The 26775-nt window shown below is 70.7% G+C and carries 29 protein-coding genes and 1 riboswitch; of the genes, 16 read left to right on the top strand and 13 right to left on the bottom strand.

Annotated features, from left to right (window positions below):
* Window positions 1-5: 5 nt before the first annotated feature.
* Complete coding sequence (locus tag AB0C38_RS40270; protein ID WP_360683430.1) at window positions 6-1016, top strand: phosphatidylinositol-specific phospholipase C domain-containing protein; 1011 nt, start codon at window positions 6-8, stop codon at window positions 1014-1016.
* On the opposite strand, the gene AB0C38_RS40265 is transcribed toward AB0C38_RS40270, so the two are convergent.
* Window positions 1013-1936, bottom strand: coding sequence for an NADP-dependent oxidoreductase (locus AB0C38_RS40265; protein WP_360683427.1), 924 nt, complete (start codon window positions 1934-1936; stop codon window positions 1013-1015). The genes AB0C38_RS40270 and AB0C38_RS40265 overlap by 4 nt on opposite strands.
* A 91-nt stretch (window positions 1937-2027) precedes the next feature.
* Here AB0C38_RS40265 and AB0C38_RS40260 point away from each other — a divergent pair, with 91 nt between their 5' ends.
* The gene (locus AB0C38_RS40260; RefSeq protein WP_360683424.1) at window positions 2028-2423 is read left to right on the top strand and encodes a helix-turn-helix domain-containing protein; all 396 of its coding nucleotides are present in this window, start codon (window positions 2028-2030) and stop codon (window positions 2421-2423) included.
* Here AB0C38_RS40260 and thiD read toward each other — a convergent pair.
* The 3 genes from thiD to AB0C38_RS40245 all read right to left on the bottom strand — a co-directional run bounded on the left by thiD (window position 2420) and on the right by AB0C38_RS40245 (window position 5924).
* The gene (thiD, locus tag AB0C38_RS40255; RefSeq protein WP_360683422.1) at window positions 2420-3214 is read right to left on the bottom strand and encodes a bifunctional hydroxymethylpyrimidine kinase/phosphomethylpyrimidine kinase; all 795 of its coding nucleotides are present in this window, start codon (window positions 3212-3214) and stop codon (window positions 2420-2422) included. The genes AB0C38_RS40260 and thiD overlap by 4 nt on opposite strands.
* On the bottom strand, window positions 3211-4845 hold the full coding sequence (gene thiC, locus AB0C38_RS40250) for a phosphomethylpyrimidine synthase ThiC (protein ID WP_360683419.1): 1635 nt from the start codon (window positions 4843-4845) through the stop codon (window positions 3211-3213). The genes thiD and thiC overlap by 4 nt, the downstream gene beginning before the upstream one ends.
* Window positions 4839-4962, bottom strand: a riboswitch (TPP riboswitch). (Overlaps the previous gene by 7 nt.)
* 50 nt (window positions 4963-5012) lie before the next feature.
* Complete coding sequence (locus tag AB0C38_RS40245) at window positions 5013-5924, bottom strand: trypsin-like peptidase domain-containing protein (RefSeq protein WP_360683416.1); 912 nt, start codon at window positions 5922-5924, stop codon at window positions 5013-5015.
* A gap of 207 nt (window positions 5925-6131) precedes the next feature.
* Between AB0C38_RS40245 and AB0C38_RS40240 the strand changes: the two genes are divergently transcribed.
* Window positions 6132-8303, top strand: coding sequence for a glycoside hydrolase family 15 protein (locus AB0C38_RS40240; protein ID WP_360683413.1), 2172 nt, complete (start codon window positions 6132-6134; stop codon window positions 8301-8303).
* A 73-nt stretch (window positions 8304-8376) separates the two neighbouring features.
* On the opposite strand, the gene AB0C38_RS40235 is transcribed toward AB0C38_RS40240, so the two are convergent.
* The gene (locus AB0C38_RS40235) at window positions 8377-8955 is read right to left on the bottom strand and encodes a peptide deformylase (RefSeq protein WP_360683410.1); all 579 of its coding nucleotides are present in this window, start codon (window positions 8953-8955) and stop codon (window positions 8377-8379) included.
* Window positions 8956-9109: 154 nt separating this feature from the next.
* On the opposite strand from AB0C38_RS40235, the gene AB0C38_RS40230 reads away from it, so the two are divergent.
* Window positions 9110-9418 (top strand): DUF3263 domain-containing protein, encoded by a 309-nt coding sequence (locus AB0C38_RS40230; RefSeq protein ID WP_155544154.1) that lies wholly within the window; start codon window positions 9110-9112, stop codon window positions 9416-9418.
* A complete protein-coding gene (locus AB0C38_RS40225) occupies window positions 9415-10032 on the top strand; it encodes a LytR C-terminal domain-containing protein (protein ID WP_360683407.1) in 618 nt (205 codons plus the stop codon). Before AB0C38_RS40230 ends, AB0C38_RS40225 begins: the two co-directional genes overlap by 4 nt.
* An 87-nt stretch (window positions 10033-10119) precedes the next feature.
* On the opposite strand, the gene AB0C38_RS40220 is transcribed toward AB0C38_RS40225, so the two are convergent.
* A complete protein-coding gene (locus tag AB0C38_RS40220; RefSeq protein WP_360683404.1) occupies window positions 10120-12387 on the bottom strand; it encodes an AAA family ATPase in 2268 nt (755 codons plus the stop codon).
* A gap of 5 nt (window positions 12388-12392) precedes the next feature.
* On the bottom strand, window positions 12393-13016 hold the full coding sequence (locus AB0C38_RS40215; protein ID WP_360683401.1) for a nitroreductase family protein: 624 nt from the start codon (window positions 13014-13016) through the stop codon (window positions 12393-12395).
* 28 nt (window positions 13017-13044) lie between these two features.
* On the opposite strand from AB0C38_RS40215, the gene AB0C38_RS40210 reads away from it, so the two are divergent.
* Together AB0C38_RS40210 and AB0C38_RS40205 are read left to right on the top strand one after the other, a co-directional pair.
* Window positions 13045-13668: a TetR/AcrR family transcriptional regulator C-terminal domain-containing protein gene (locus tag AB0C38_RS40210; RefSeq protein ID WP_360683398.1), complete on the top strand. Its 624-nt coding sequence runs from the start codon at window positions 13045-13047 to the stop codon at window positions 13666-13668.
* A gap of 32 nt (window positions 13669-13700) precedes the next feature.
* Window positions 13701-14282 carry a hypothetical protein gene (locus AB0C38_RS40205; RefSeq protein ID WP_360683395.1) on the top strand — a complete coding sequence of 194 codons (582 nt, stop codon included), beginning with the start codon at window positions 13701-13703 and terminating at the stop codon, window positions 14280-14282.
* 219 nt (window positions 14283-14501) lie between these two features.
* Here the strand turns inward: AB0C38_RS40205 and pssA are convergent, their stop codons facing one another.
* Window positions 14502-15452, bottom strand: a complete 951-nt coding sequence (gene pssA / locus AB0C38_RS40200) for a CDP-diacylglycerol--serine O-phosphatidyltransferase (RefSeq protein ID WP_360683392.1) — start codon at window positions 15450-15452, stop codon at window positions 14502-14504.
* A 3-nt stretch (window positions 15453-15455) separates the two neighbouring features.
* On the bottom strand, window positions 15456-16181 hold the full coding sequence (locus AB0C38_RS40195) for a phosphatidylserine decarboxylase (protein ID WP_360683389.1): 726 nt from the start codon (window positions 16179-16181) through the stop codon (window positions 15456-15458).
* A gap of 247 nt (window positions 16182-16428) precedes the next feature.
* On the opposite strand from AB0C38_RS40195, the gene AB0C38_RS40190 reads away from it, so the two are divergent.
* A complete protein-coding gene (locus AB0C38_RS40190; RefSeq protein WP_360683386.1) occupies window positions 16429-16641 on the top strand; it encodes a hypothetical protein in 213 nt (70 codons plus the stop codon).
* Between the two features lie 39 nt (window positions 16642-16680).
* Here the strand turns inward: AB0C38_RS40190 and AB0C38_RS40185 are convergent, their stop codons facing one another.
* Complete coding sequence (locus tag AB0C38_RS40185; RefSeq protein WP_360683383.1) at window positions 16681-16965, bottom strand: GlsB/YeaQ/YmgE family stress response membrane protein; 285 nt, start codon at window positions 16963-16965, stop codon at window positions 16681-16683.
* A 72-nt stretch (window positions 16966-17037) separates the two neighbouring features.
* Here AB0C38_RS40185 and AB0C38_RS40180 point away from each other — a divergent pair, with 72 nt between their 5' ends.
* Both AB0C38_RS40180 and AB0C38_RS40175 read left to right on the top strand, forming a co-directional pair.
* Window positions 17038-17598, top strand: a complete 561-nt coding sequence (locus tag AB0C38_RS40180; RefSeq protein WP_360683380.1) for a helix-turn-helix domain-containing protein — start codon at window positions 17038-17040, stop codon at window positions 17596-17598.
* On the top strand, window positions 17595-18848 hold the full coding sequence (locus AB0C38_RS40175) for an MFS transporter (protein WP_360683377.1): 1254 nt from the start codon (window positions 17595-17597) through the stop codon (window positions 18846-18848). Before AB0C38_RS40180 ends, AB0C38_RS40175 begins: the two co-directional genes overlap by 4 nt.
* On the opposite strand, the gene glp is transcribed toward AB0C38_RS40175, so the two are convergent.
* On the bottom strand, window positions 18802-19995 hold the full coding sequence (glp, locus tag AB0C38_RS40170) for a gephyrin-like molybdotransferase Glp (RefSeq protein ID WP_360683374.1): 1194 nt from the start codon (window positions 19993-19995) through the stop codon (window positions 18802-18804). The genes AB0C38_RS40175 and glp overlap by 47 nt on opposite strands.
* A 74-nt stretch (window positions 19996-20069) precedes the next feature.
* Between glp and AB0C38_RS40165 the strand changes: the two genes are divergently transcribed.
* The 5 genes from AB0C38_RS40165 to groL all read left to right on the top strand — a co-directional run bounded on the left by AB0C38_RS40165 (window position 20070) and on the right by groL (window position 25116).
* On the top strand, window positions 20070-20747 hold the full coding sequence (locus tag AB0C38_RS40165) for a TIGR00266 family protein (RefSeq protein ID WP_360683371.1): 678 nt from the start codon (window positions 20070-20072) through the stop codon (window positions 20745-20747).
* Window positions 20747-21370, top strand: coding sequence for an AIM24 family protein (locus AB0C38_RS40160; RefSeq protein WP_360683368.1), 624 nt, complete (start codon window positions 20747-20749; stop codon window positions 21368-21370). Before AB0C38_RS40165 ends, AB0C38_RS40160 begins: the two co-directional genes overlap by 1 nt.
* A gap of 112 nt (window positions 21371-21482) precedes the next feature.
* Window positions 21483-21689 carry a cold-shock protein gene (locus tag AB0C38_RS40155; protein WP_284749612.1) on the top strand — a complete coding sequence of 69 codons (207 nt, stop codon included), beginning with the start codon at window positions 21483-21485 and terminating at the stop codon, window positions 21687-21689.
* 66 nt (window positions 21690-21755) lie between these two features.
* Window positions 21756-23207 (top strand): serine/threonine-protein kinase, encoded by a 1452-nt coding sequence (locus AB0C38_RS40150; protein WP_360683364.1) that lies wholly within the window; start codon window positions 21756-21758, stop codon window positions 23205-23207.
* A 280-nt stretch (window positions 23208-23487) separates the two neighbouring features.
* Window positions 23488-25116, top strand: coding sequence for a chaperonin GroEL (groL, locus tag AB0C38_RS40145; protein WP_360683361.1), 1629 nt, complete (start codon window positions 23488-23490; stop codon window positions 25114-25116).
* Between the two features lie 53 nt (window positions 25117-25169).
* On the opposite strand, the gene AB0C38_RS40140 is transcribed toward groL, so the two are convergent.
* On the bottom strand, window positions 25170-25493 hold the full coding sequence (locus AB0C38_RS40140) for a hypothetical protein (protein ID WP_360683358.1): 324 nt from the start codon (window positions 25491-25493) through the stop codon (window positions 25170-25172).
* Between the two features lie 173 nt (window positions 25494-25666).
* On the bottom strand, window positions 25667-25882 hold the full coding sequence (locus tag AB0C38_RS40135; RefSeq protein ID WP_360683355.1) for a PspC domain-containing protein: 216 nt from the start codon (window positions 25880-25882) through the stop codon (window positions 25667-25669).
* Window positions 25883-26004: 122 nt separating this feature from the next.
* Between AB0C38_RS40135 and AB0C38_RS40130 the strand changes: the two genes are divergently transcribed.
* A complete protein-coding gene (locus tag AB0C38_RS40130; RefSeq protein WP_360683352.1) occupies window positions 26005-26775 on the top strand; it encodes a nucleotidyltransferase domain-containing protein in 771 nt (256 codons plus the stop codon).

The following is a 26775-nucleotide window of genomic DNA, read 5'->3' as shown; positions in this document are numbered from 1 at the left end:
CCTGGATGAAGCTCTTCTCGGCGGCGTTCCTCACTGCAGCTCTCGTGCTCTCCGGAGCGACCGCGGCCAACGCGGACAGCCCGAAGCTCTCCCACGTCACGACGGTCGGCGTGCACAACACGTACGACCCCGCGGCCTACGACTACCTGGCCCGGGCGCTCGACGCCGGGTCGTCGCTGATCGAGCTCGACGTCTGGCCGGACTTCTTCACCCACGAGTGGAAGGTCAGCCACTCGAACCCGTTGGGGAACAGCAACAACTGCGTCGCGGCGACCTCGGCGTCACAGCTGTACACCGGCGGGAAGAACAAGAACCTCGAGTACTGCCTCGACGACATCCGGATCTGGCTGGCCGCCCACCCCGGGCACACGCCGATCACGCTCAAGCTGGAGATGAAGACGGGCTTCTCGGACAACACGGGCATGGGGCCGGACGAGCTGGACGCGACGTTCCGCTCGCACCTCGGCAGCGTCGCGTTCCGCCCGGCCGAGCTGCTCGGGAGCTACGGCACGCTCGACGACGCGGCCAAAGCGGACAACTGGCCGTCCGTGGACGCGTTGCGGGGCCGGGTGATCACGGAGATCATCCCGGGCACGGTCGAGGAGCAGAACCCGACCGACACGCTGAAGACGGACGTCGAGTACGCGCGGTACCTGGTCGGGCTCAAGAACGCGGGCAAGCTCGGCGACGCGAACATCTTCCCGACCGTGCACGGCGCGGCCGGCGGTGACCCGCGGGACAAGTACACCGCCGACCTCAAGCCGTGGTTCGTCGTGTTCGACGGCGACGCGAACGCGTGGGTGACGCAGACCGGGCCGTGGTGGTACGACGCCAACCACTACTACGTCGTGATGACCGACGGCCAGAACGTCGCGCCCGCGATCGACGCGCACAACCCGACGGTCGACCAGGCCAACCAGCGCGTCGCCGACCTCGCGAAGCAGCACGCGTCGGTGATCACGTCGGACTGGACCGGGCTCACGACGGTGCTGCCGCAGGTGCTCGCCAGGGGTTAGACGGTCAGCACGAGCTTTCCGGACACCCGGCCGGACTCGCCCAGCTCGTGCGCCTTGGCGGCGTCTTCCAACGGGAAGGTCTGTTCGACGCGGACCTTCAGCTGACCGGCTTCGATCAACTCGACGAGGCCGGTCAGCCCGCCGCGGTCCGGTTCGACGAGGATCCGCTCCGTGCGGACTCCGCTTTCGGCCGCTTTCCGGGCCACGCGGTCGGCGACACCGCTGGGCACGCCGATCAGCAGGCCGCCTTCCTTGATCGCGGGGAGCCAGCGCAGGTCGCTCTCTTCGCCGACGAGTCCGAAGTAGACGTCCACATCGGACGTACCCGCTTCGGGATCGTGGTAGTCGATCGGCTCGTCGACGCCGAGTTCGCGCAGCAGGTCGTGCTTGCCGGCGCTGGCCGTGCCGATGACGTGCGCGCCGCGCGCCTTGGCGATCTGGACGGCGAGGTGGCCGACCCCGCCCGCGGCGGCGTCGACGAACACGCGCTGTCCGCTGTGGACGTTCGCGACGTCGACGAGGCCCTGCCAGGCGGTCAGCCCGGCCAGCGGCAGTGCGGCGGCCTCGGCGAACGAGAGGCCGGCGGGCTTGCGCACGAAGTGCCGCGACGGCGCGGTGACGTACTCCGCGTAGGCGTTGCCCGGGCGTGGGAACCACGGCATGCCGAGGACTTCGTCACCCTGCCGGACGCCGGTGGCGCCGAAGCCGACTTCTTCGACGACGCCGGCGACGTCCCAGCCGACCGTGAATGGCGGTTCGCCGAGGAACCCGCCGCCGGCCCGCACCTTCCAGTCGACGGGGTTGATCCCGGCCGCGTGCACCCGCACCAGGACCTCCGTCGGCCCGGGTTCGGGGCGCGGTGCTTCGGTGACGCGGAGCACCTCCGGCCCGCCGAGGGTCTCCTGGGTCACGATGCGCATCTGCTCTCTCCTTCTTTCCGGGGTCGCCTCCTATACTCGGACGGGTAGGCACTTTTCGCTAGAAGGCACTTGTTCGTAAAGTAGGTACCTGATGGAAACCACCTGTGACCAGGACGGACCCTGGGACGTCTACCTCCGCAGCTGTCCGTGCCGCGACGTGCTGGACCTGCTGGCCAACAAGTGGACGGCGCTGGTGCTGGGCGCGCTGGCCCGCGGCCCGCACCGCTTCGGCGAGCTGCGGCGCGCGGTCGACGGCATCAGCCAGAAGATGCTGACGCAGAACCTCCGCCAGCTGGAGCGCGACGGCTTCCTGACGCGCACGGTCTACCCGACCACCCCGCCGACGGTGGAGTACGCGCTGACGGAGATGGGGTCGGAGGTCGGGGCGCACCTGGTCGCGCTGAGCACGTGGTCGCAGGCGAACTTCGCCCGCATCCGCTCGGCGCGCGAGTCCTATGACACGCGGGAGCTGCAGCCGGTCCGCTAGGCCAGGACCCAGAACGGGGATACCGGGCCGACACCCGCGCCCAGTGGATAAGCCTCCGCCACGCACCGCTCGATGAACTTCTTCCCCGACGCCACCGCGTCCGGCACCGAGGCGCCCTTCGCCAACGACGACGTGATCGCCGACGCCATCGTGTCGCCGCCGCCGTGGGTGTTCTCCGTCTCGTACCTCGGGCCGCTCAACGAGATGAACTCGCGGCCGTCCGAGAGCAGGTCCACGCACTCCGGCGTCCCCTGCATGTGGCCGCCCTTGACGAGCACCCACTGCGAGCCGAACTCCAGCAACGCCTCCGCGGCCGTGCGCTGGGAAGCCGCGTCGACCACGGAAATGCCGGTGAGCAAGCGGACTTCGTCCAGGTTCGGCGTGATCAGTGTCGCGCGCGGGAACAGCTCCGTGCAGATCGCCTCCAGGGCGTCCTCCCGCAGCAGCGCGTGACCCGTCATCGACGCCGCCACCGGGTCGACCACGAACGGGCCGATCTCGACCTCGTCCAGCGTCTTCGCGACCGCGCGGATGATCTCGGCGGACGCCAGCATGCCCGTCTTCGCCGCGTTGACGCCCATGTCGGACGCCACCGCCTTGATCTGCGCGGTGACGATGTCCGCCGGGATCTCCGTGAAACCCTGTACGCCCAGCGAGTTCTGCACGGTGACCGCGGTCAGCGCGACGAGCCCGTGCACACCGTGCGCGAAGAACGTGCGCAGGTCCGCCTGGACGCCCGCACCACCGCCGGAGTCGGACCCGGCGATGGTGAGGGCGGTGGGGGGAGTCACGGCTGCACCACGGGCAGGTAGACCTTGTTGCCCGCGTCCGAGAACTCGGCCGACTTCTCCGCCATGCCGGCTTCGATCGCCTCCACAGTGGACAGACCGTGCTCCTCGGCGTACTTGCGGACGTCCTGCGTGATCCGCATCGAGCAGAACTTCGGCCCGCACATCGAGCAGAAGTGCGCGGTCTTCGCTGCTTCGACGGGCAGTGTCTCGTCGTGGAACGAGCGTGCGGTGTCCGGGTCGAGCGAGAGGTTGAACTGGTCGTTCCAGCGGAACTCGAACCGCGCCTTCGACAGCTCGTCGTCCCACTCCTGCGCGTACGGGTGCCCCTTGGCCAGGTCGGCGGCGTGCGCGGCGATCTTGTACGTGATCACGCCGGTTTTGACGTCGTCGCGGTTCGGCAGGCCGAGGTGCTCCTTCGGCGTGACGTAACACAACATCGCCGTGCCGTACCAGCCGATCTGCGCCGCGCCGATGGCCGACGTGATGTGGTCGTACCCGGGCGCGATGTCCGTCGCGAGTGGACCGAGGGTGTAGAACGGCGCCTCGCCGCAGAGCTTTTCCTCGAGCTCGACGTTCTCCTTGATCTTGTGCATCGGCACGTGGCCGGGGCCTTCGATCATCACCTGGACGTCGTGTGAACGCGCGATGTGCGTCAGCTCGCCGAGGGTTTCCAGCTCGGCGAACTGGGCGCGGTCGTTGGCGTCCGCGATCGAGCCGGGGCGCAGGCCGTCGCCCAGGGAGAACGTGACGTCGTACTGCCGCAGGATCTCGCAGAGCTCCTCGAAATGCGTGTACAGGAACGACTCCTGGTGGTGCGCGAGGCACCACGCGGCCATGATCGAGCCGCCGCGGCTGACGATCCCGGTGACGCGCCGCGCGGTCAGCGGGACGTAGCGCAGCAGCACGCCCGCGTGCACGGTGACGTAGTCGACACCCTGTTCGCACTGCTCGATGATCGTGTCGCGGTAGACCTCCCACGACAGCTTTTCCGGTTCCCCGTCGACCTTTTCCAGCGCCTGGTAGATCGGCACGGTGCCGACCGGGACCGGCGAGTTGCGGATGATCCACTCGCGCGTCTCGTGGATCCGCTTCCCGGTGGAGAGGTCCATGATCGTGTCGGCGCCCCAGCGGGTCGCCCACACCATCTTGTCGACCTCTTCTTCGACCGACGACCAGACGGCCGAGTTGCCCATGTTGGCGTTGATCTTCACCAGGAAGTTCTTGCCGATGATCATCGGCTCGGTTTCGGGGTGGCGGCGGTTGACCGGGATCACCGCGCGGCCGCTCGCGACCTCGGCGCGCACGAACTCCGGCTCGACGCGCTCGCGGGCCGCGATGTACTCCATTTCCCGGGTGATGACACCCTGTTTGGCCCACCCGAGCTGGGTGTTGTGCTCACGGCCGTCGGCCCAGCCGGCACGCAACCGGTGGAGTCCACTGTGGACGTCGATCTCGGTTTCGGGATCCGTGTAGGGGCCCGAAGTGTCGTAGACGTCGAAGTGTTCGCCGTTCGAGAGGTCGATCCGGCGTGCCGGAACCCGAAGTCCGGACTCGGTCTGCTGGTAGATCTTGTGCGAGCCCGTGATGGGTCCGGTCGTGACGGAGACGTCCTTGTTTTCCAAGGTGGTCAACGACTTTCACTCCCTACGCCGGCATTACCCGGTCAGGTTCATGCGGTCGGTGACACCTGGGAGAATCCCCAGTCACCCTCTCAGCCCGCCATGGCGCGAGCTCCCGCGTTGTGGTGTTGTGCCACCGACCATGCCACGCCGGGGCGACATACTCAAGTCCGCTCACCTCACCCGACCAGTTCGGCCGGTGTGGCGTACATGTCGACCATGGCTCCGTTGCGCAGCACGGTGATCGGCAGTGCGGTGCCGATCACTTCCGCGAACAGCTGCCGCTGGATGCCCTGGGCGTCCGAGACGCGGGTGCGCCCGACGGTCAGCACGAGGTCGCCGGCGCGCAGCCCGGCGCGCTCGGCGGGCCCGCCCGCGACCACCTCGTGCACCCGCAGCCCGGCCGCCTGTCCGGTGCGCTCGGCGACGTCGTCCGGCAGCGGCGCCGGGACGCCGACGACGCCGAGGTACGCGCGCCGCACCCGGCCCTCGACGACGAGCGTGTCGATGATCCGCCGCGTCGTCGCGTTGATCGGCACCGCGAGCCCGAGCCCGAACCCGGCGACCGCGGTGTTGATCCCGACGACGCGGCCGGCGGAGTCGGCGAGCGCGCCGCCGGAGTTGCCCGGGTTGAGCGCGGCGTCGGTCTGGATGACGTCCTCGATCACGCGCCCGGCGCGGCCGTGGCGCACCGGGAGCGCCCGGCCGAGCGCGCTGACGACACCCGCGGTGACGGTGCCGGAGAAGCCGAGCGGGCTCCCGATGGCGACGACGAGCTGCCCGACGACGAGGTCGTCGGCGTCCCCGAGCACGGCGGCCGACGGCGTCTCGCCGCGCGCCCGCAGCACGGCGAGATCGGACAGCGGGTCGGCGCCGACGACGTCGAAGGGCACCTCGCTGCCGTCGGCGAAGGTCGCGACGCCTTTTCGGTCACTGTCGACGACGTGCGCGTTGGTGAGCAGGTGGCCGTCGCCGGCGAAGACGACGGCCGAGCCGCTGCCGCGCGCGAGCTGGACCCCGGCGACGTGCGGGGTGACGGTCTTCGCGACCGTGCTGACGGCGCGCGAGTAGGCGTCCATCGCCTCGTCCATGACTGCACCTCGATTACACCGTTGCAGGTAATACAAGTGTGCGCCCGGTCGAGCCGGAAGTCCGTTCGCCGGCGGCGAACCGGCGGCGTGACCGGACCAGTGACGGTCAGTGGTTCACCGGTTCGGACCATGCGCCCGTGAAGAATCGGCGAGACACTGCCTGTCGCTTCTGTAACGGTGCAGAAGCGACTTTTCTGTGGGGTTGATATGCGCAAACTCATGTTCGGCGCCCTCGCCGGGCTGCTGGTCACCGGCCTGATACCGGGGATCGCGGCGGCTCAGGGCGGCGGCGAGGCACCCGGTGCGCCCGGGGCCCATCCCAGCTGGCTACCCGCGAACAAGACCGGGTTCGGCACCGCTCACGACCGGTCGAGCAACGTCTGGTTCACCCTTCAGGGCGGCCAGATGTCCGAGGTCTACTACCCGGACCTGTCGACGCCGAGCGTCCGGTCGATGAACTTCGTCGTCACGGACGGCCGCAGCTTCGCCGACACCGACTACACGGCGAAGTCGCAGCAGGTCCGGCGCACCGACGACGACAGCCTGACCTACGAGCAGACCATCACCGACGACCAGCACCGCTGGCGCCTGCGCAAGACGTACGTCACCGACCCGGCCGCCACGACGGTGCTGGTGGACGTCGACTTCCAGTCGCTCACCGGGCGGCCCTACCAGCTCTACGCGGTCGCCGACCCGGACCTGACCAACGACGGCTCCGACGACTCCGCCGCGCGGAAGGGCGACGCCGTCACCGCGCAGGACGCGACGAACGCCGCCGCGTTGACCGCGAAGCCGGCTTTCACGAGGACCAGCGTCGGCTACGCCGGCTCGTCCGACGGGAACACGCAGCTCACCAAGACCTTCAAGCTGAACACCTACGACACCGCCGCGAAGGGCAACGTCCTGCTGACCGGGCAGACCGCGGCCGACGGCGTCCGCAGCCGGCACGTCACCCTCGCCCTCGGCATGGGCGCGAAGGCCGCCGACGCGCTCGGCAGCGCGCAGGCGTCGCAGCGACGCGGCGTCCGCGACACCACCCGCGCGTACGACCGCGGCTGGGAGCAGTACCTGCGCGGGATCAGCAAACCGCCGTCGTCGCTGAAGACCGACGCCGAGCGCGACCTCTACAAGGCGTCGATGCTGACGCTCGCCGCGAGCGAGGACAAGCACCACCCGGGCGCCTTCATCGCGTCGCCGAGCATGCCGTGGCGGTTCGGGAACAACGACCCGGAGTGGTCGCCGTCCGGCACCTACCACCTGGTCTGGCCGCGTGACCTCTACCAGATCGCGACCGGCCTGGCCGCCGGCGGGGACACAGCCGCCGCGAACCGCTCGGTGAGCTACATGTTCGGCACCCAGCAGCAGGCCGACGGGCACATGCCGCAGAACAGCCGCGTCGACGGCGTGCCGTACTGGACGTCGATCCAGCTCGACGAAACCGCTTTCCCGATCGTGCTGGCCCAGCAGCTCGGCCGGACCGACCTGTGGCCCGGCGTCCGGAAGGCCGCCGACTTCATCATCGGCTACCGGGGCCCGGCCGGGCAGCCGTCGCCGTACACCCAGCAGGAGCGCTGGGAGGAGCAGGACGGCTGGTCCCCGTCGACCATCGCCTCGGTGATCGCCGGGCTCGTCTGCGCGGCGGACCTCGCCTCGCACAGCGGTGCCCCGGCGGACGCGGCCCGGTACCTCGCCGCGGCCGACAAGTTCAAGGCCGACCTGCCGAAGCAGACGATCACCACGAACGGGCCGCTGTCGAAGGACCCGTACTTCGTCCGGCTCACGAAGGACGCGAACGCCAACGCTCCGACGACGTACAACCTCGGCAACTCGAGCGTGACGATGGACCAGCGCGCGGTCACCGACGCGGGCTTCCTCGACCTGGTGCGCCTCGGCATCTACCGGGCCGACGACCCGGTGATCAAGAACAGCGTGAAGGTCACCGACAAGGACATCGCGTTCACGACGCCGACCGGCCAGTTCTGGCACCGGTACACGAAGGACGGCTACGGCGAGCAGGCCGATGGTTCGCCGTGGGACTACACGTTCCCGGCCGAGAGCCGCACGACGTTCGGGCGGCTGTGGCCGTTGCTCGCCGGCGAGCGCGGCGAGTACGAGCTGACGCTCGGCGACCCGTCGTCGGCCGCGCGGCGGCTGCGTGACCTCGGCCGGGTGAGCAGCTCGGCGGAGACCATGCCGGAACAGGTGTGGGACGAGAACCCGCCGTCGGGGCAGACCGGCTTCCCGGTCGGCACGCCCAACGCGTCGGCGACGCCGCTGGCTTGGACGCACGCCCAGTACGTGCGCTTGGCCTGGGACGTCAAGGCGGGTTCGGTCCTCGAAACGCCTCGCGTCGTCCGCTGCCACTACCTCGGCTGCTAGACCTCGCCAAAAGCCGTGAAGGCCTCCTTACCGGCCATAAGAGCCGGTAAGGAGGCCTTCACGGCTTTCAAGGTCAGATGACGGCGCCGTCGTCTTCCGGGGTGCGCGGGGGGAGCCACGACAGGCCGGGCACGCCCCATTTGTTGGACTTCAGCATCTTCTTCGCCGCGCGGGCGTGCCGGCCGACCAGGCGGTCGAGGTAGATGAAGCCGTCGAGGTGGTCGGTCTCGTGCTGCAGGCAGCGCGCGAAGTAGCCGGTGCCCTCGACCTCGATCGGGGTGCCCTCGACGTCGAAGCCGGTCACCTTCGCCCACTCCGCGCGGCCCGTCGGGTACGACTCGCCGGGCGCCGACAGACAGCCCTCCCAGTCGTCGTCCGGGTCCGGCATGGTCTCCGGGATCTCCGACGTCTCGAGCTTCGGGTTCACGACGAGGCCCTTGTGCCGCACGCCTTCGTCGTCCGGGCAGTCGTACACGAACACCCGCAGGTCGAGGCCGATCTGGTTGGCCGCGAGGCCGACGCCCTCGGCGGCGTACATCGTCTCGAACATGTCGTCGGTGAGCGTGCGCAGCTTCTCGTCGAACTCGGTGATCTCCCGAGTCGGCTGGTGCAGCACGGGTTCGCCGGCGATCACGATGGGGTGGATGGTCACGGCGACACAGTTTAGTCGGACCCTTCTGGTAGACCTGCATCAGACCGTGACGCGCCGATGCGGATGCCCACGTCGGCGGCAGCTTCCGTGGTTGAATGGCGCCCGCGGAAGAGCTAGGTCTGATTCGCCATACGCCCGATTGAGAGGGACCCGGATGGACGCCGCGGAGTCGATGGCTGAGCCGCAGCCGTCGCCGCCGAAGCCCGTGCCCGGCCTGACCGAACGCGAGGTCGAGATCCTCGCCTTCGAGCGCCAGTGGTGGCGGCACGCCGGGGCGAAGGAGAACGCCATCCGCGAACGCTTCGACTTGTCTGCGACGCGCTACTACCAGCTGCTCAACAAGCTGCTGGAGAAGCCGGAGGCGATCGAAGCCGACCCGATGCTGGTGAAGCGGCTGCGCAAGACGCGCGCCACCCGCCAGCGCAAGCGTGGCGCCCGGCGACTGGGGATCGAGCTGAAATGAGTGTGTTTTCGGGAATGTCCCGGCCGATGAAGGCCGCGGGCGTCGCCCTGGTCGGGGTGGCGATCATCGCGGCGGTGATCGGCGGGATCTCCGCGTTGAGCGGGGACGGGTCGAACGAAGCGGGGCCGAGCGGCACGCCGACCCAGCCGGGTACCTCCACCGGGTCGCAGCCGCCTTCGGGCACGACGCCGACGACGTCGCCGCCCACCACGACTTCGCCGTCGTCGCCTACTCCGCCGTCACCGACCTCGCCGCCGCCGGGCCAGCCGACGTCCGGTCAGCCGGGGCAGCCCGGTGACCAGCAGGCGTCGAACAAGTGGGTCACCGTGCGGGTGTTCAACAACTCGACGATCAAGGGTCTCGCCGCGCGGGCGAAGGACGACTTCGCCGGCTCGGGCTGGAACGTCACCGAGGTCAGCAACTACTCGCAGGGCGTCATCCCGGCGACCACGGCGTACTACCGCCCGGGCACCGACGAGGAAGCGGCGGCCAAGCAGCTCGCCCAGGAGTTCGGCTTCAAGGCCGAGCCCCGCTTCGCCGGAATACAGGACGCGACGCCGGGCGTGATCGTCATCGTGACGAACAACTACGAGTCCGGCCACAAGGGCAGCTGAACCCGTAACTCACGTGATCGAGGCCGGAACTCGCGAGTTCCGGCCTCAATCACGTGAGTTACGGGCCGGATCACGCGAGTTCCGGCTTCAGTCTCCGGCCTGGGTTTTCGCGTAGGCCTCCAGGGCCGCGAGCTGAGCGGGGTCGAGGCTCGGGCGGACCGTCTTGCGGGCCCGGTCCAGGTGGGCCGCCGTGACTTCGCGGGCCTCCAGGGACTCGCGCATCGCCGTCAGCGCCGCTTCGCGGATCAGCGCCGCGCAGTCGGCGGCCGAATAACCGTCCAGAGTGGACGCGACCTCGGCGAGGTCCACATCGGAAGCCAGCGGCGTGTTCTTCGAGCTGGCCGCGAGGATGGCCGCGCGGGCTTCGGCGTCCGGCGGCGGCACGTACACGCGACGCTCGAGCCGGCCCGGCCGCAGCAGCGCCGGGTCGACCAGCTCCGGCCGGTTCGTCGCGCCGAGGACGACGACTTCGCGCATCGGCTCGACGCCGTCGAGCTCGGTCAGCAGCGCCGCGACCACCCGGTCGGCGACACCCGAGTCCGACGACTGGCCGCGGCGCGGGGCCAGCGCGTCGATCTCGTCGAGGAAGATCAGCGACGGCGCGGCCTCGGCGGCCCGGCGGAACAGCTCCCGCACCGCGCGCTCCGACTCGCCGACCCACTTGTCCATCAGCTCGGCGCCCTTGACCGCGAAGACGTTCAGCGCGCCGGTGCCGGCCAGCGCGCGCACCAGGAACGTCTTGCCGCCGCCGGGCGGGCCGTACAGCAGCACGCCGCGCGGCGGTTCGACGCCGAGCCGCGCGAACGAGTCCGGGTACCGCAGCGGCCACAGCACGGCCTCGGTGAGCGACTGCTTGACGTCGATCATGTTCCCGACGTCGTCCAGGGTCAGCCCGCCGGTGGCCAGGTTGTCCGAAGTGGACATCGACACCGGGCGGACCGTGGCCAGCGCGTCGAGGAGGTCCTGCTGCGAGATCCGCGGTTCGTCCGCCTCGCGCTGGCGCAGCGCGGCCCGCAGCGCCGCGTCCCGCCGCAGCGCGATCAGGTCCGCGGCGACGAACCCCGGCGTCCGCTCGGCCAGGACACCGCAGTCGATGCCCGTGTCGAGCGGGACGTCGCGGAGCAGGACGTTCAGCAGCTCCCGCCGCGTCTTCGCGTCCGGCAGGGCGAGGCCGAGCTCGCGGTCCAGCAGGTCGGTGGCGCGCAGCCGCGGGTCGGCGGCTTCCGCACGGGCCGTCGTCGCGACGACGGCGAAGCGCTCGCGCCGCAACGCCGTCCGCAGCTCCTCCAGCACGACGGTCGCGACCGGCGGCGGCGTGGCCGCGGGCAGCAGCGCGTCGACGTCGGTGAGCAGCAGTACGGTCGGCCCCTCCGCGCCGCGGATCGCCTCACGCAGGCGCGAGACCGCGACGTTCGGGTCGAGCACCGCGAGGTTCGGCGCGGCCACCGGCACCACGCGGATGTCGGACTCGTTCGCGACCGAATGGACGAGCGTCGCCTTGCCGACGCCCTCGGGGCCGGACAGCAGGACGCCGAGGTGGGCGGGCGCGCCCAGCCGGGCCAGCAGCTCGGGCCGGTGGAACGCCAGGTCGAACCACTCGGCGAGCTTGCGCGCGGTCGCTTCGGCGCCGATGAGGTCGGCCAGCGGCACGGCCGGCTCGACGGCCTCCTCGACCACCACCTCGTCTTCGACGATCTCCGCGTCGATCCACTCCTCGGCCGCGGTGACGGCGGAGGTGCGGACGAGCGCGGTCGCCGTCCGGGGCGCGGCGGGCTCGGGCGCCGGCCGCGCGCCGTCGCGCCAGACGACCACTGTGGACGGTCCGACCGCGACTGTGCCGGCGGGCTCGGCCGACGTGACGGTCAGCAGCTCGTTCGTCCAGGTCGCGCCGATCGCCCGCGACAGCTGGCCGCGCAGGCCGGCCGGGTCGGACCCCGGCGTCGGCGCGAGGTCCTGCGGCAGCAGGGAAACGGCGTCGCCGACGGTGAGCACCTTGCCGATGAGCGCGAGCCGGAGCATGTGCGGGCTGACCGAGACGCTGGCCAGCCGCGACCCGGCGACGATCACCGTCTTCGCCGCGGAGACCTCGGCCGGCGCGACGACGATCTCGGCGCCCTCGGTGACGCCGAGGTTCGACATGGTGACGTCGTCGGTGAGCACGATGCCGGGCACGTCGGCCTCGTCGGTGGGCGCGGCGAGGGCGGCGCTGACCCGGGCGCCGGTGAGGTGCACGGCGTCCCAGGCCCGCAGGCCGAGCGCGTCGAGGACTTCGGGGTGCAGCCGGACGACGCCGCGGCGGGTGTCCAGCGCGGACGGCGTGTGCCGGACGGTCAGCGTGATCTGCGGGTGGCTCACGCCGTTCACCCTAGCGATGCGGAGCCCTCCCAGGCGTCGAAGTAGGTGATGTCCCGGACCGCCGGTCGCGCGGCGGGCCGGAAGTCGCGCTGGGTGGTGTGGGCGACGGCGAGCAGGCTGATCTGCAGGACGTAGTCCGGGATGCCGAGCAGCGCGGCGACGTCGGCTTCGTGGTCCTGCAGGTGGTAGCCGCAGATCGAGCTGCCGAGCCCCCGGTCGCGCAGCGCGAGCTGGAAGCTCCAGATCGCCGGGTACGCGGAGCCGAAGTACGCGGACTGGGTGAAGGCGTCCGCCGGCGGGCGGCCGATCATGCAGGGGATCGCCAGCACGGGCACGCGTTCGAGGTTGCGGACGAGGTGCTGGGCGGACTTGAGGGCCCGTTCTTCGACGAGGTGGCCGTACTTCGCCCACGCCGCTTCGGCGGTTTCGCGGTTGTACGCGGCGATCGCGGCCTTCTTCCGTGCGTCCCGGACCAGGAGCCAGCGGAACTGCGCGGCCATGCTGCCCGCCGCCGGTGCCTGCTGGGCGACCCTCAGGCAGTCGTCGAGGACCTCTGGGGCCACGTCGCGGTCGAGGTCCAGCTTGCGGCGCACGGATCGGGTGGTGGTGAGCACGGTTTCGGCGTCCATACTTACAGTGTATGCGTACACTGTAAGTATGGTCTTGAACCGTGAGAAAGTCCTGGACGCGGCCCTGCGCTTGGCTGATGAGCAGGGTCTCGCCGCCCTGTCGATGCGCAAGGTCGCGGCGGCGGCCGGCGTCGAGGCGATGTCGCTCTACAACCACGTTTCGAACAAGGGCGACCTGCTGGACGGGCTCACCGCGTGCGTCTTCGAGGAGGTCTCGCTTCCTGATCCCGCGTTGCCGTGGGATTCGCGGGTACGGCTGTTGGCCTCCGGGTTGCACGCGAGCTTCACTCGGCACCCCGTGGTGGTCCGGGCCTTGGCGGCGCAGGACGCGAACCCGCGTTCGGCCGGCGCCCTGCGCGTCATCGACGCGCTGCTGCACGCGTTGCTGGACGCGGGGCTTTCCGAGGAGGCCGCGGCGCGGAGCTACCGGTCGTTGCTGGGGATGCTGTTCGGCTCGGTGCTCACCGGGACGGCCGGCACCGGGACCCGGGCCGAGCGGGCCGAGCCGGTGGTCGCGTACTTCCGGCGGATGGTGACGTCCGAGGAGCTGCCGAGCCTGCGGCGGGCGCTGCCGGCGTTGGAGTCCGGCGACTGCGTCCAGGACTTCGAATACCAGCTGGAGCTGCTGATCGGGGGCTTGCGGCGCGGATAGACTGGGCGTTCCTGCGCTGTGGGGGGTCCGCGATGGCCAGTGTCGTGTCGGCGATCATCGCGGCGGCGGTCGCCTTGCTCGTGGCGTCGCTGGCGCACTGGCAGTGGCGTCGGCAGCGGGCCGCCACCGCGGCGGAGCACTACCAGGCCGAGCGGGCCGAGGCCCTCAAGGAGCTCTGGTCGGTGCTGAACGAGCACGCGACCGCGGCGCGGATCGCCGTGCTCGGCTCCGAGGAGTTCTACCGGCACCTGCAGGAGCTCAACTTTTTCCTGATCCGCCGGGCGCCGTTCCTGACCGAGCAGGAGAAGGACCTCGCGCGGCTGTACCTCGAAAGCATCTGCACGCTCCGCATCCGGGTCGATCGATCCCGGAACGCCGCCGCGCGCGAGACGATGATCAGGACCGGCAAGCTCGGCCGCGTCGGCGAACTCATGGGCGCCGTCGGAGCCGGCCAGCTCGTCCAGGACCTGGAAGACCGCTTCGCCGCGCACATCGGCGAGGCCATGCGCGGCCGTGCGAGTGACATCGACGTCACCGAGCTGCGGTCCCGGCTCACGGCCGCGAAGTTCGTCCTCGATGGCCCGGCCGACGAAGAGGCCGTGGAACCCGCCTGATGCCCGGCTGATCACGCGTGATGCCCACCGGATCACGAGCGATTCCCGTACCTGGACGGCGAACTCGCGTACCTGGACGGTCGGTTCGCGTACCTGGAGGGTCGGCTCGCGTGATCCGGCGCGTGACCCGCGTGATCAGGGACCGATCTCGCGTGATTGGGGGCGTGACTCGCGTGATTGGCAGGGCATCACACGTGATTGGAGGGGCGACACGGCCGGTTACTTGCGGCGGAGGCCGATCTGGCGCCATGAGCGGCGCCGCGGGCCCTGGCCGTTTTCGCTGCCTCGGGGGGTGCGGACCGTTTCGCCGGTGCGCGGGAGGCGGACCGCGCGCATTGCCGCGCCTGCCACCCGGCGGCGCAGCGGGCGACGCAGGCCGAGGCGGCGCGGCGAGGCCCGGCGGATCGCGCGGCGCTCGCGCGGCGGGACCGTCCAGGCCTCCGGGTGCGCGGCCAGCCAGCGGTGCCGGTAGACCGAGTACGGGATGTGCGCCAGGTACAGGATCATCGCCGCGATCAGCGCGACCAGCGGGAACTGGATGATCGCCGCCGCCAGCAGGGCGACGCCGAGCAGCAGCGGCGCGATCGCCTTCGCCGGGGCCTTGACCGTCTTCAGCGACAGCGTCGGGATGCGGCTGATCAGCAGCGCGGCGATGGCGACCGTCCAGGCCCACACGACCCACTGCGACGACCACCAGCCGCTGCCCCACTGCAGCCAGGCCACCAGCGGCAGCATCGCCAGCAGGCCACCCGCGGGCGCCGGGACGCCGACGAAGAACTCGCTCGCGTACGCCGGCTGCTCGGTGTCGTCCAGCAGCGTGTTGAAGCGGGCCAGCCGCAGGATCATGCAGACGGCGAAGATCAGCGACGCCACCCAGCCGATCCGGTCCGCGCCGGTCTGCCACACGTAGATGACCAGCGCCGGCGCGACGCCGAACGAGATGCCGTCGGACAGCGAGTCCAGCTCCGCGCCCATCTTCGACGTCGCGTCGAGCAGGCGGGCGATCCGGCCGTCCAGGCTGTCGAGCACCGCCGCGATGCCGATCGAGGCGATCGCCATCGCGAAGTTCTTCGTGAGCGCGAACTGCACGGCCGACAGGCCCGCGCACAGCGCGAGCACGGTGATGGCGTTCGGGAGCAGCCGGACGCCGGGGGTGGTCACGCGGACCATCGATCAGCCCTTCGCAGGCGAGGCAGGGAGTTCCGCGAGCACGGTCTCGCCGCCGACCGTGCGCTGGCCCTTGCTGACCAGCACCCGCGAACCCGGCGGGAGGTAGAGGTCGACCCGTGAGCCGAAGCGGATGATGCCGTAGGTCGAGGCGGCCCCGACCTTGTCACCCTCGCGGATCTCGCAGAGGATGCGGCGCGCGACCAGCCCGGCGATCTGCACGACGACGAGCTCGTGGCCGTCTTCGGTGCGCATCAGCACGGAGTTGCGTTCGTTGTCCTCGCTGGCCTTGTCCAGGTCGGCGGAGAGGAACTTGCCGGGGCGGTAGGCGACGCGCTCGATCACGCCGTTCGCCGGCACGCGCTGGACGTGCACGTCGAATACCGAGAGGAACACCGACACGCGCATCCGCGGCTCGGCCGGCAGGCCCAGCTCGGCGGGCGGGACGGCTTCCTCGATCAGCGAGACGAGACCGTCGGCCGAGGCGAGCGCGACGCCGTCAAGCGGCGGCGGGACCCGCTTCGGCTCGCGGAAGAAGGCGGCCATCGCCACCGTCGTGAGCGCGCCCAGGACGCCGAGGCGCTTGGAGAACCGGCGGGCGACCAGCGTCGCGACCGCGCCGCCCGCCACGAACGGGCGACCGGCCGGGTGCATCGGCGGCAGCGTCTCGCGGGCCAGCTGGAGAGCGTGGGCGACGGGATTGCCGGCGGATTCCGGCCGGGTGCCGCTCATGGTCGGGTCCCCTGGTTTCGTGTCGGAAGATCGGGTCGGCGCCGGGGTCCGGCGGCCGCGTACGGGCGCCACCACGCTACCGCTGCCCCAGGTGAACGTGTCCGCGCGCCCCTGGGTGGCTCCTCCGCGAGGGTGTCCCCGCACCGGGTGGGAACGACCACATCCCGGTAACGGAAGGTCGAATTCGCCGACAACTCTAAGTAGTTGACGCCGTTCGGGGCGCTGCCGCGGCCCTTGGGAGGGGACGATGACCGATCACCGCGATCCCGCCGACGCTCGCCTCGACGAGCTCTTCGGCGCCTGGCGCGCGGAGATCGACGAAGTGCCGATTCCGTCCCTGGTGGATCCGCTGCGCGCCGTCGACGTCGTCATCGAGGCGAAGAAGTGCGGCCGAGCGCCTGCGCCCCCCGACGGCGCAGGCACCCGGCCACCGGGCGATGCGCGTGAGGAAACAGTTTAGCCGCCGGAGCGGTACCGGCCACGATTCGTCCGGCAAAAGTTACGAACGGTCGCTCGGACGACGGCCGAGACCGCTCACGAGCCGCAGGATCGCCAGCAGCACGACGGCGCCGAGGATGGCCACGCCGAAGCTGGGGAAGTCGAAGTCGTACGTCTTCGCCTGGCCGGTCGCGAGCCGGTAGACCAGCCCGCCCAGTGCCGCGCCGATCACGCCGACGAGCACGCTGACCAGGCAGCCTTGCCGGCGCCGGTCGCGGCCGCCGACGACGAGGTTCGCGGCCCAGCCGACGATCGCCCCGAAGATCACCCATGCGACGAAACCCATGGCGGGAGCTTACGCGAGCGGATGCACAAGAGCTATTGCACAAGAGCTGTTGTACAACTACTCTTGTGCGTCATGAGCGATGAGGTCCGGAACATCCGGGATTCCAAGGTGCTGGCGGCGGTGTCGCACCCGCTGCGGCGGCGGCTGATGGAACTGCTCCACCTGGACGGGCCGGCCACGGCGTCGATCCTGGCGGGCAAGACCGACCAGGCGGTCGGCAACATCAGCCACCACATGAAGGTGCTGGCCGCGGCCAAGCTGGTCGAGGAGGCCCCCGAGCTGGCGCGTGACCAGCGGGAACGCTGGTGGAAGCGCTCCGCGAAGACGCTCCGGTGGGCGGCCGCGGACTTCCCGGACGACCCGGTGGCCGAGGCCGCCGAGGTGCTCACCCTCGACCATCAGATGGCGATCGCGCGCGAGTGGATCGCGACGCGCGACACCTACCCGCCGGAGTGGCGGGGCGTGGCGTCCAGCACGGACACCTGGATGCGCTTGTCCGCCGGCGAGCTCGAGGAGCTGAACGAGCGGGTCCTCCTGCTGCTGGCCGAGTTCGAGAACCGGACCGAACCGGGTGACGGCGTCGAACGCCGTCCGGTCTTCTTCGCCGCGCGGACTTCGCTGGGCAAGCCGTGAAGGGGCTCTGGGGGAACAGGGACTTCCGGCTGCTCTGGACCGGCGAGACCACGAGCATGCTCGGCAGCATGGTCGCGAGCACGGCGTTGCCGCTGGTCGCGGTGCTCACGCTGCAGGCGAGCACCTTCCAGGTCGGCGTGCTGACCGCGGTCGCGTGGCTGCCGTGGCTGGTGATCGGGCTGCCGGCCGGCGCCTGGGTCGACCGGCTGCCGAAGCGTCCCGTGATGCTGGTCTGCAACGCCGTGTCGATGGCCGTGTTCGCCAGCGTCCCGGTCGCCGCCGCGTTCGGCGTGCTGACGATGCCGTACCTGCTGGGCGCGGCCCTGCTCGGCGGCGCCGCCAAGGTCTTCTTCAGCCTCGCCTACCGCGCGTACCTGCCCGTCCTGCTCGGCCCGGACGACCTCCTGGGAGCCAACGCCAAGCTGCAGGGCAGCGAGTCCGCGACGCAGGTCGCGGGGCCGGGCCTGGCCGGGCTGCTGGCGCAGGCGTTCGGCCCGGTCAGCGGGATCCTCGCGGACGCGGTCAGCTTCGGGATCTCCGTGCTGTGCGTGCGGTCGATCCGGGTGCGCGAGACCGTCGTCCCCGCCGAGCGCACGCCGATGCGCAGCCAGATCGCCGAAGGACTGCGGTTCGTCGCCGGTGACCGGTACCTGCGGTCGATGATGGCCTTCGCCGCCGCCTCGAACCTCGCGCTGACCGGGTACTCCTCCATCCAGATCGTCTTCCTGTCCCGCACGCTCGGCGCCGGGCCCGGCCTCGTTGGCCTGGTCCTGGCCCTGGCCGCGGTGGGCGGGGTGGTCGGCGCGGCGCTGGCCGGCCGGCTCGGCGCGCGCTTCGGCGCCGCGAGGGCGTTCCTGCTCTGCGAGGCCTTCGCGGCGCCGATGATGCTGCTCGGCCCGCTCGCCGGTCCGGGCGGTGGCCTGGTGCTGTTCGTGCTCGCGGACTTCGGCGTCTGCGCAGGCGTCGTCGCTTCGAACGTGCTGACCGCGACGTTCCGCCAGCGCTACTGCCCGCCCGAGCTGTTCGGCCGGATCACCTCGAGCGCGTCCCTCGTCGCCTACGGCACGATCCCGCTGGCCGGGGTGCTCGGTGGCGCGCTGGGCGAGGCGATCGGCGTCCGCGAGACGCTCTGGGTCGCCGCCGTGCTGCTGATCGCGGCGCTCCCGCTGCTCGCGCCGTTCCGGAAGCTGCGCGACTTCCCGGTCAGAGCAGCAGGACGTCCACCTCGTCGCCAACCGCAGCCGATGTGACGTCCTCCGGCAGCACGATCAGGCAGTTGGCCTGCGTGAACGCCGCGAGCAGGTGCGAGCCCGGCCCGCCGCGCGGCCCGACGACCCCGGTGACCTCCCGGTCGGACGGCGTGAACACCCCGCGGCGGTACTGGCGGCGGCCGCCCGGGGAGGACATCGCCTCGGTCAGCCGGGCCCGCACCCGCCGCCGCGAGACGTCGGTGTGGCCCATCGCCGTCAGCAGCGCCGGGCGCAGGAACGCCTCGAACGACACGAGGACGCTCACGGGGTTGCCGGGCAGCGTCACCACCGGCACGCCCTGCCAGCGCCCGCAGCCCTGCGGCCCGCCCGGCTGCATCGCGATCTTCGCGAACTCGACGCCCTGGCCGGTCAGCGCGTCCTTCACCACTTCGTACGCGCCCGCGCTGACCCCGCCGGAGGTGACCAGCAGGTCGGCGCCGGCCAGCTTCGGCTCGATGACCTTGCGGAACTCCTCGACGTCGTCGACGACGCTGCGGACGACGTCGACCTCGCAGCCGAGGTCGCGGACCGCCGCGGCGAGCATCACGCTGTTGGACTCGTAGATCTGGCCGTGCCGCAGCGGCGCCGGCGCGTCGATCAGCTCGGTGCCGGTTGAGGCGACCACCACCCGCAGCGGCCGGTGCACCAGCACCTCGGCGAGCCCGACCGCGGCCGCCAGGCCCAGCTGGGAGTGGCCCAGCACCGTCCCGGCGTGCAGCGCGAGGGTGCCTTCGAGGACGTCCTCGCCGGAGTGCCGGATGTGCGCGCCTTCCTTGGCCGCGGCGGAGATCGTCACGGTCTCGGTGCCACCGTCGGTGTCCTCGACCATCACGACGGCGTCCGCGCCGGGCGGCATCGGCGCGCCGGTCATGATCCGGTGCGCCGTGCCCGGTTCCAGCGTCCCGACGTCGACGCGGCCGGCCGGGATGTCGTCGGCGACCGGCAGGGTCACCGGCACTTCGCCGATGTCGGCGGCGCGGACCGCGTAGCCGTCCATCGCCGAGTTGTCGAAGGGCGGGAGGGAAACGCCGGCCCGCACGTCCTCGGCCAGGACGAGGCCGGCCGCGGCGGCGAGGGGCAGGGCGGTGGCGGGGGAGGTGCCCAGGAGCGCGGCAACCCGGTCGCGGTAGTCGTCGACGGAGATCACCGGACCATCCTCCCCGCCTTGGGACGGCGTGCAAGACTCTGCCCCGTCACGAGCACGCCGTAGGGGAGCACTGCATGCAGGTCGGAGTCCGTCAACAGCCCTCGTTCGCCGTCGCCCGGCTGATGCTGGCGCCCGGTGAGCCGTGCCAGGTCGAATCCGGCGCCATGATGGCAACCAGCTACGGCGTGCAGGTCCAGTCGCAGTCCCAGGGCGGGATCATGAAGGGCCTCGGGCGCGCGTTCCTCTCCGGCGAGTCCTTCTTCATCTCCACCTTCACCGCGCCGCAGAACGGCGGCTGGGTCGACGTCGCGGCCAACCTCCCCGGCGACATCCAGGTGATCCCCCTCGACGGCCGGACCGGCTGGGCTGTCACCCGCGGCTGCTGGCTCGCGTCGTCGCACGGCGTGCAGACCGAGACCAAGTGGGGCGGGATGAAGAACCTGATGGGCGGCGAAGGCGGGTTCCTGACCCACGCCACCGGCCAGGGCCAGCTGCTCGTCGCCTGCTACGGCGCGGTCGAGACCATCACGCTGCAGCAGGGCGAGATGGTCACCGTCGACACCGGCCACGTCGTCGCGTACGCCGACACCGTGCAGTACCAGATCCGGAAGGTCGCGACGGGCATCATCCAGTCCATGAAGAGTGGCGAAGGCCTCGTGTTCGACTTCGTCGGTCCCGGCCAGATCATGACGCAGACGCGCAACCCGTCGGCTCTGGTCAGCTGGATCGTCTCGCACGTACCGTCCCGCTGATGCGCGTCCAGACCCGGCACACCCCCGGCTTCGGCGTCGCCCGCATCCTGCTCGACGCGGGCGAGTCCGTGCAGGCCGCGCCCGAGACGCTGCTCGCCAGCCGCTTCGGCGTCACCGAGGCGCCGGCCGGCCGCGGCGGCGTCCGCACGGGCAAGTCCGCGGCGGTGGTCTACACCGCGCCTTCGGACGGCGGCTGGATCGACTTCGCGCCGCTGCGCCCCGGCGACGTCTACCCGCTCGAGCTGGGCGGCGGCACGGGCTGGTCGGTGCACCGCGAAGCCGTGCTGGTGCGGCCGTCGTCGGCCCGGCACGACCCGGGCTGGGCGCCGCTGCAGCAGCTCTTCGGCGCCGACTCCGGGTTCCTCGAGCACTACAGCGGCACCGGGCCGCTCGTGCTGGCCGCGCCCGGCCCGGTCGACGCGTTCGAGCTCGGGCAGGGCGAGCTGGTCACCGTCCGGCCGGACTACCTGCTGGCCTACCCCGACACCGTGCAGTGCCGGTTGCGGGCGCTCGATCCCGGCGGGCCGCAGTCGCTGCGCACGGGTGAAGGGCTCGCGGTCGACTTCGCGGGTCCCGGGACGGTGCTCGTGCAAGCGCGGAACAGCCGCCTTTCCCGCTCGTGATCTTCGGACGAATTGCCCATTGCCGAGGGGAATAATTCCGGTAGCGTGATTGACACTTCCGCCGCTGGCATCCGCTCGGGCCAGCGGATCCTTTGTGCTGAGGGAGGGCGCCGTGGCTGTCGGCACCGTCAAATGGTTCAACTCGGAAAAGGGCTACGGGTTCATCGAATCCACCGAAGGACCGGACGTGTTCGTCCACTATTCGGCCATTCAGGCCGATGGATTCCGCACTTTGGACGAAGGTGACCGCGTCGAGTTCGAAGTCCAGTCCGGGCGTGACGGGCGGAGTCAAGCCGCGGAGGTGCGGAAGGTCTCGTAAGGACACGGATCACCCGATTGGCGAACCCCCGGCAAGCTGGGAACCAGGGACGTTAGGCTGCCGGGCGTGACAGGCGAAGTGTCGGGGGACCTCACCGGTCGCCGGCTGGGCAACTACCGCATCGACGGGGTGCTCGGCAAGGGCGGCATGAGCGTGACCTACAAGGCCACCGACGTGCGGCTCGGCCGGAAGGTGGCGCTGAAGGTCATCGGTGACCACCTCGGGGCCGACGCCGAGTTCCGCGAACGGTTCGTCGACGAGGCGCGCAACACGTCCGCGATCGACCACGCCAACGTCGTGCCGCTCTACGACTTCGGCGAGCTCGACGGCATGCTCTACATCGCCATGCGCATGGTCGACGGCGGCGATCTCGCCGGGTTGATCTCCGGCGGGGCCATCGGGCCCGCGCGCACCCTGACGATGCTCGACCAGGTCGCGGACGCTCTCGACACGCTGCACAACCGTGGTCTGGTCCACCTCGACGTCAAGCCGGCCAACGTGCTCGTGACGAAGAAGGAGACCTCGCGCGAGCACGTGTACGTCGCCGACTTCGGGCTGACCCGCCGCGGCGCGACGGGGCACCGGACGCGCGGCGGCGACTTCCTCGGTTCGCCGACGTACGCGGCGCCCGAGCACCTGCGCGGCGAGCCGCTGGACGGGCGCACCGACCAGTACGCGCTGACCTGCGTCCTGTACGCGTGCCTGACGGGGAGCCCGCCGTTCAAGGGCGACGTGCCGACGGTGATCAAGGGCCACCTCAACGGCGACCCGCCGGCGATCTCCCGGGTCGTCGCGCTGCCGCCGGCGATCGACGAGGTCATCCGGAAGGGGATGGCGAAGAGCCCCGCGGACCGCTACCCCAGCTGCGTCGAGATGATCGCGGCCGCCCGCCGCGCGCTCGGCCCCCTGGCGGCGTCCGACACCCCACCGGGCCCACCCGGGTCCAATTCGGGGGGAATCCCCGCGCCGCAGCGCCACGGTCAGGTACAACAGGGGCCGCACCAGAACAGCGCACCGCAGGGAGAGGGGGCCCCCGTGCATCCGTACGGAGGACAGCAGCCGGGCTACGGGCAGCAGCCCGGGCCGCAGGGGCCGCCGCAGGGCATGCCGCCGCAGGGCCCGCCGCCCGGCTACGGCTATCCCCAGCAGGGGCCGCCCCAGGGGATGCCACCAGGGCCGCCGCCGGGGTACGGCTACCCGCAGCAGCCGGGGATGCCCCCGCAGGGCTACGGCCAGGACCCGATGCGGCTGCGCCCCCCGATGCCTGCGGGCGGCGCGGGCGCGTTCCACCAGCCGTCGGGCGGCGGCGGCAAGAAGTGGATCTTCATCGCTCTCGGCATCCTGGTCTTGGCGGGCCTGGTCGTGGGCGCGATCTTCCTGTTCAGCGACAGTGGCGGCGGTGGCGGCGGCACGACGACGGCCCCGAACATCCCGGTCGGCCCCGGCGACTCGCAGGGCAACCCGACATCGTCGCTGAACGCCCCACCGACGTCGATCTCCATCAAGCCGGGCAACTGAGCACCGCTTGATCGTGCCGCGCTGAGCTGGCCTTCTTGCACTCTCCCTCGCAGAGTGCTAAACACGGACTTGGCACTCGACGCCGTTGAGTGCCAAGCACGCGGCCACCGGCCGCGTGCTTGAAGGTCGGGACGGTGAGGCTGGCCCCCACCCGGGTCCAGTCGTCCGTCGCGGGCACCGAGCCTGGCCGAGGAAGAGTCCTGCTGCCGCCGCTGCAGTAACTGGAACACCCAACAGCGCAGCGCGGCGGTGGCGCCCAATACCGGAGGACCACACCGCAATGGCCAAACTGATCGCGTTCGACGAGGACGCCCGCCGCGGTCTCGAGCGTGGCTTGAACATCCTCGCCGAAGCCGTCAAGGTGACCCTCGGCCCGCGGGGCCGGAACGTCGTGCTCGAAAAGAAGTGGGGCGCGCCGACCATCACCAACGACGGCGTCTCCATCGCCAAGGAGATCGAGCTCGAAGACCCGTGGGAGAAGATCGGGGCCGAGCTCGTCAAGGAAGTTGCCAAGAAGACCGACGACGTCGCGGGTGACGGCACCACCACCGCCACCGTGCTCGCCCAGGCCCTGGTCAAGGAAGGCCTGCGCAACGTCGCGGCCGGAGCCGACCCGATCAGCCTGAAGCGCGGCATCGAGGCGGCTGTCGAGGCCATCACCGAGCAGCTGCACAAGATGGCCGTCCAGATCGAGACCAAGGAGCAGATCGCTGCTACCGCCTCGATCTCGGCCGCTGACCGCACCATCGGCGAGCTGATCGCCGAGGCGCTGGACAAGGTCGGCAAGGAAGGCGTCGTCACCGTCGAGGAGAGCAACACCTTCGGTCTCGAGCTCGAGCTCACCGAGGGCATGCGCTTCGACAAGGGCTACATCTCGGGTTACTTCGTCACCGACCCGGAGCGTCAGGAAGCCGAGCTGGAGGACCCCTACATCCTCCTCTTCGGCTCGAAGATCTCCACCGTCAAGGACGTCCTGCCGCTGCTGGAGAAGGTCATCCAGTCCGGCAAGCCGCTGCTGATCATCGCCGAGGACGTCGAGGGCGAGGCCCTGGCCACCCTCATCGTCAACAAGATGCGCGGCACCTTCAAGTCCGTCGCCGTCAAGGCCCCGGGCTTCGGTGACCGCCGCAAGGCGATCCTGCAGGACATCGCGATCCTGACCGGTGGCCAGGTCATCTCCGAGGACGTCGGCCTCAAGCTGGAGAACGCGGACCTCGCCCTGCTGGGCAAGGCTCGCAAGGCCGTCATCACCAAGGACGAGACGACCATCGTCGAGGGTGCGGGCGACGCCGACCAGATCCAGGGTCGCGTCAACCAGATCCGCGCCGAGATCGACAACTCGGACTCGGACTACGACCGCGAGAAGCTGCAGGAGCGGCTCGCGAAGCTGGCCGGCGGCGTGGCCGTCATCAAGGCCGGCGCCGCGACCGAGGTCGAGCTCAAGGAGCGCAAGCACCGCATCGAGGATGCAGTGCGCAACGCCAAGGCCGCCGTTGAAGAGGGCATCGTCGCCGGTGGTGGCGTCGCTCTCATCCAGGCTGCCGAAGCCGCGTTCGCGGGCCTGAAGCTCGAGGGCGACGAGGCCACTGGCGCCAACATCGTCAAGGTGGCCGTCGAGGCCCCGCTCAAGCAGATCGCGATCAACGCCGGCCTCGAAGGCGGCGTCGTCGTGGAGAAGGTCAAGGGCCTGCCGCAGGGTCACGGCCTCAACGCCGCCACGGGTGTCTACGAGGACCTGCTCGCCGCCGGCGTGCCGGACCCGACGAAGGTCACCCGCTCCGCGCTGCAGAACGCCGCGTCCATCGCGGCGCTGTTCCTGACCACCGAGGCCGTCGTGGCGGACAAGCCGGAGAAGGCTTCGGCCGCTCCCGCCGACCCGTCCGGTGGCATGGGTGGCATGGACTTCTGAGTTCGGTCGCTTCACCGGAAAAGCCCGGTCCGCTTCGGCGGGCCGGGCTTTTTCTATGGTTTCGTGAAGAACCAGACGGCGAACGCGCCGACGATCACGACGCCGAGCGCGAGCACACCGAGGCCCCCGAGCCAGGCGGTGCTCGCTTCTTCCGCTTCCAGCGCGACGACGATCGCGCCGATCCCGGTGAGCAGGATCCAGATCGCCACCGCCGCGGCCGTGTAGAGCACGGTCTTCGTGACGCTCGCGCTGCCGGTGTCGTTGAAGGCGAGCGCGAAGAAGGCGGCCAAGGCGGTCAGCCCCAGCCCGGCGATCAGATAGAGCCCGCCCAAGATCCCGACCACGATCTTCGCGGCCTGTCTGCTCCCTTGATCCACGACCGCGAACCCTAACCCCTCGTACGGGGTTCACGTCGTCCTTTTGGGCTGGTCGGCGTACTGCGCTGAGCCGAACGGCCCGGACGTCCCCTTGGCGTCCGGGCCGTTCATCAGCGCACCCCCGATCATCCGGCGGGCACCGGCTCCCCCTGCGAGCCGGCGCCCGCCCGGGGTCAGGAGCCTTCTTCGGGAGTCAGGATCGCGGCGGCGACGTAGACCGGAATGGCGATCCCGACGGAGAGGAAAACGGCGGCGACCATGCCGATGCGGAGCACGCTGGCGTCGATGCCGAGGTAGGTGGCCCAGCCACCGCAGACACCGGTGAGCATCTTGTCGCTCGTGCTGCGGCGGAGCTTCTTGGTTTCGGGGGCGTACACGCTGTTCGTCATGGCTCAATGGTGGCTTTCGCGGGTGCTCGGCAACATCGGGAAGGGCCCGGATCCGGACCCTGAACTTGACCTCGGGGAAACCACGTGCTCGCAAGGTCGGTCGCCGGGTACAACTTCGGACCATGAAGCACGACACCCCGGAGTTCGCCGCGATCGCCGAGCGGGGCACGATCCTGCGCTGCCAGGTCGGGTCCGGCCTGCACGGTACCGCCGTCGACGGTCAGGACGACCGCGACGAAATGGGGCTGTGCGTGGAGCCGGCCGAGTACGTCAGCGGGTTGCGGCGGTTCGAGCAGTACGTCTTCCGCACCCAGCCCGAAGGCGTCCGGTCCGGGCCCGGCGATCTGGACCTGATCGTCTACTCGCTGCGCAAGTGGATGCGCTTGGCGCTCACCGGGAACCCGACGATCCTGCTGCCGCTTTTCGTTCCCGAGAACGAGATCGTGCGGATCACCGAGCTGGGTCACGAGCTGCGCGCGCACGCGGACCGGGTCGTGTCACGGCAGGCGGGCTCGAGGTTCGCCGGCTATCTGCGGACCCAGCGGCAGCGGATGCTCGAGGGCGCGATCAAGGTCAACCGGCCGGAGCTGATCGAGAAGTACGGCTTCGACACCAAGTACGCCATGCACATGGTGCGGCTGGGCGTCCAGGGTGTCGAGCTGCTCGAGACCGGCCGGATGACGCTGCCGATCGCCGAACCCTGGCTGACCTGGCTGCGCGACCTGCGGCGCGGGAAGCACACGCAGGACGAAGCCGTGGCGGCCGCCGCGGAGCTGGAAGACCGGCTCGACCGGCTGGTCCGGGGCGCGTCGCCGCTGCCGGAACAGCCGGACCGGGCCTGGGCGGACCGGTGGCTCGTGCGGGCCTACGACTCGGCCCGGCAGGCGGCTTGA

The sequence above is a fragment of the Amycolatopsis sp. NPDC048633 genome, from assembly GCF_040650695.1.
GTDB lineage: Bacteria > Actinomycetota > Actinomycetes > Mycobacteriales > Pseudonocardiaceae > Amycolatopsis.
This window is presented reverse-complemented; position numbering and strand designations above follow the sequence as displayed.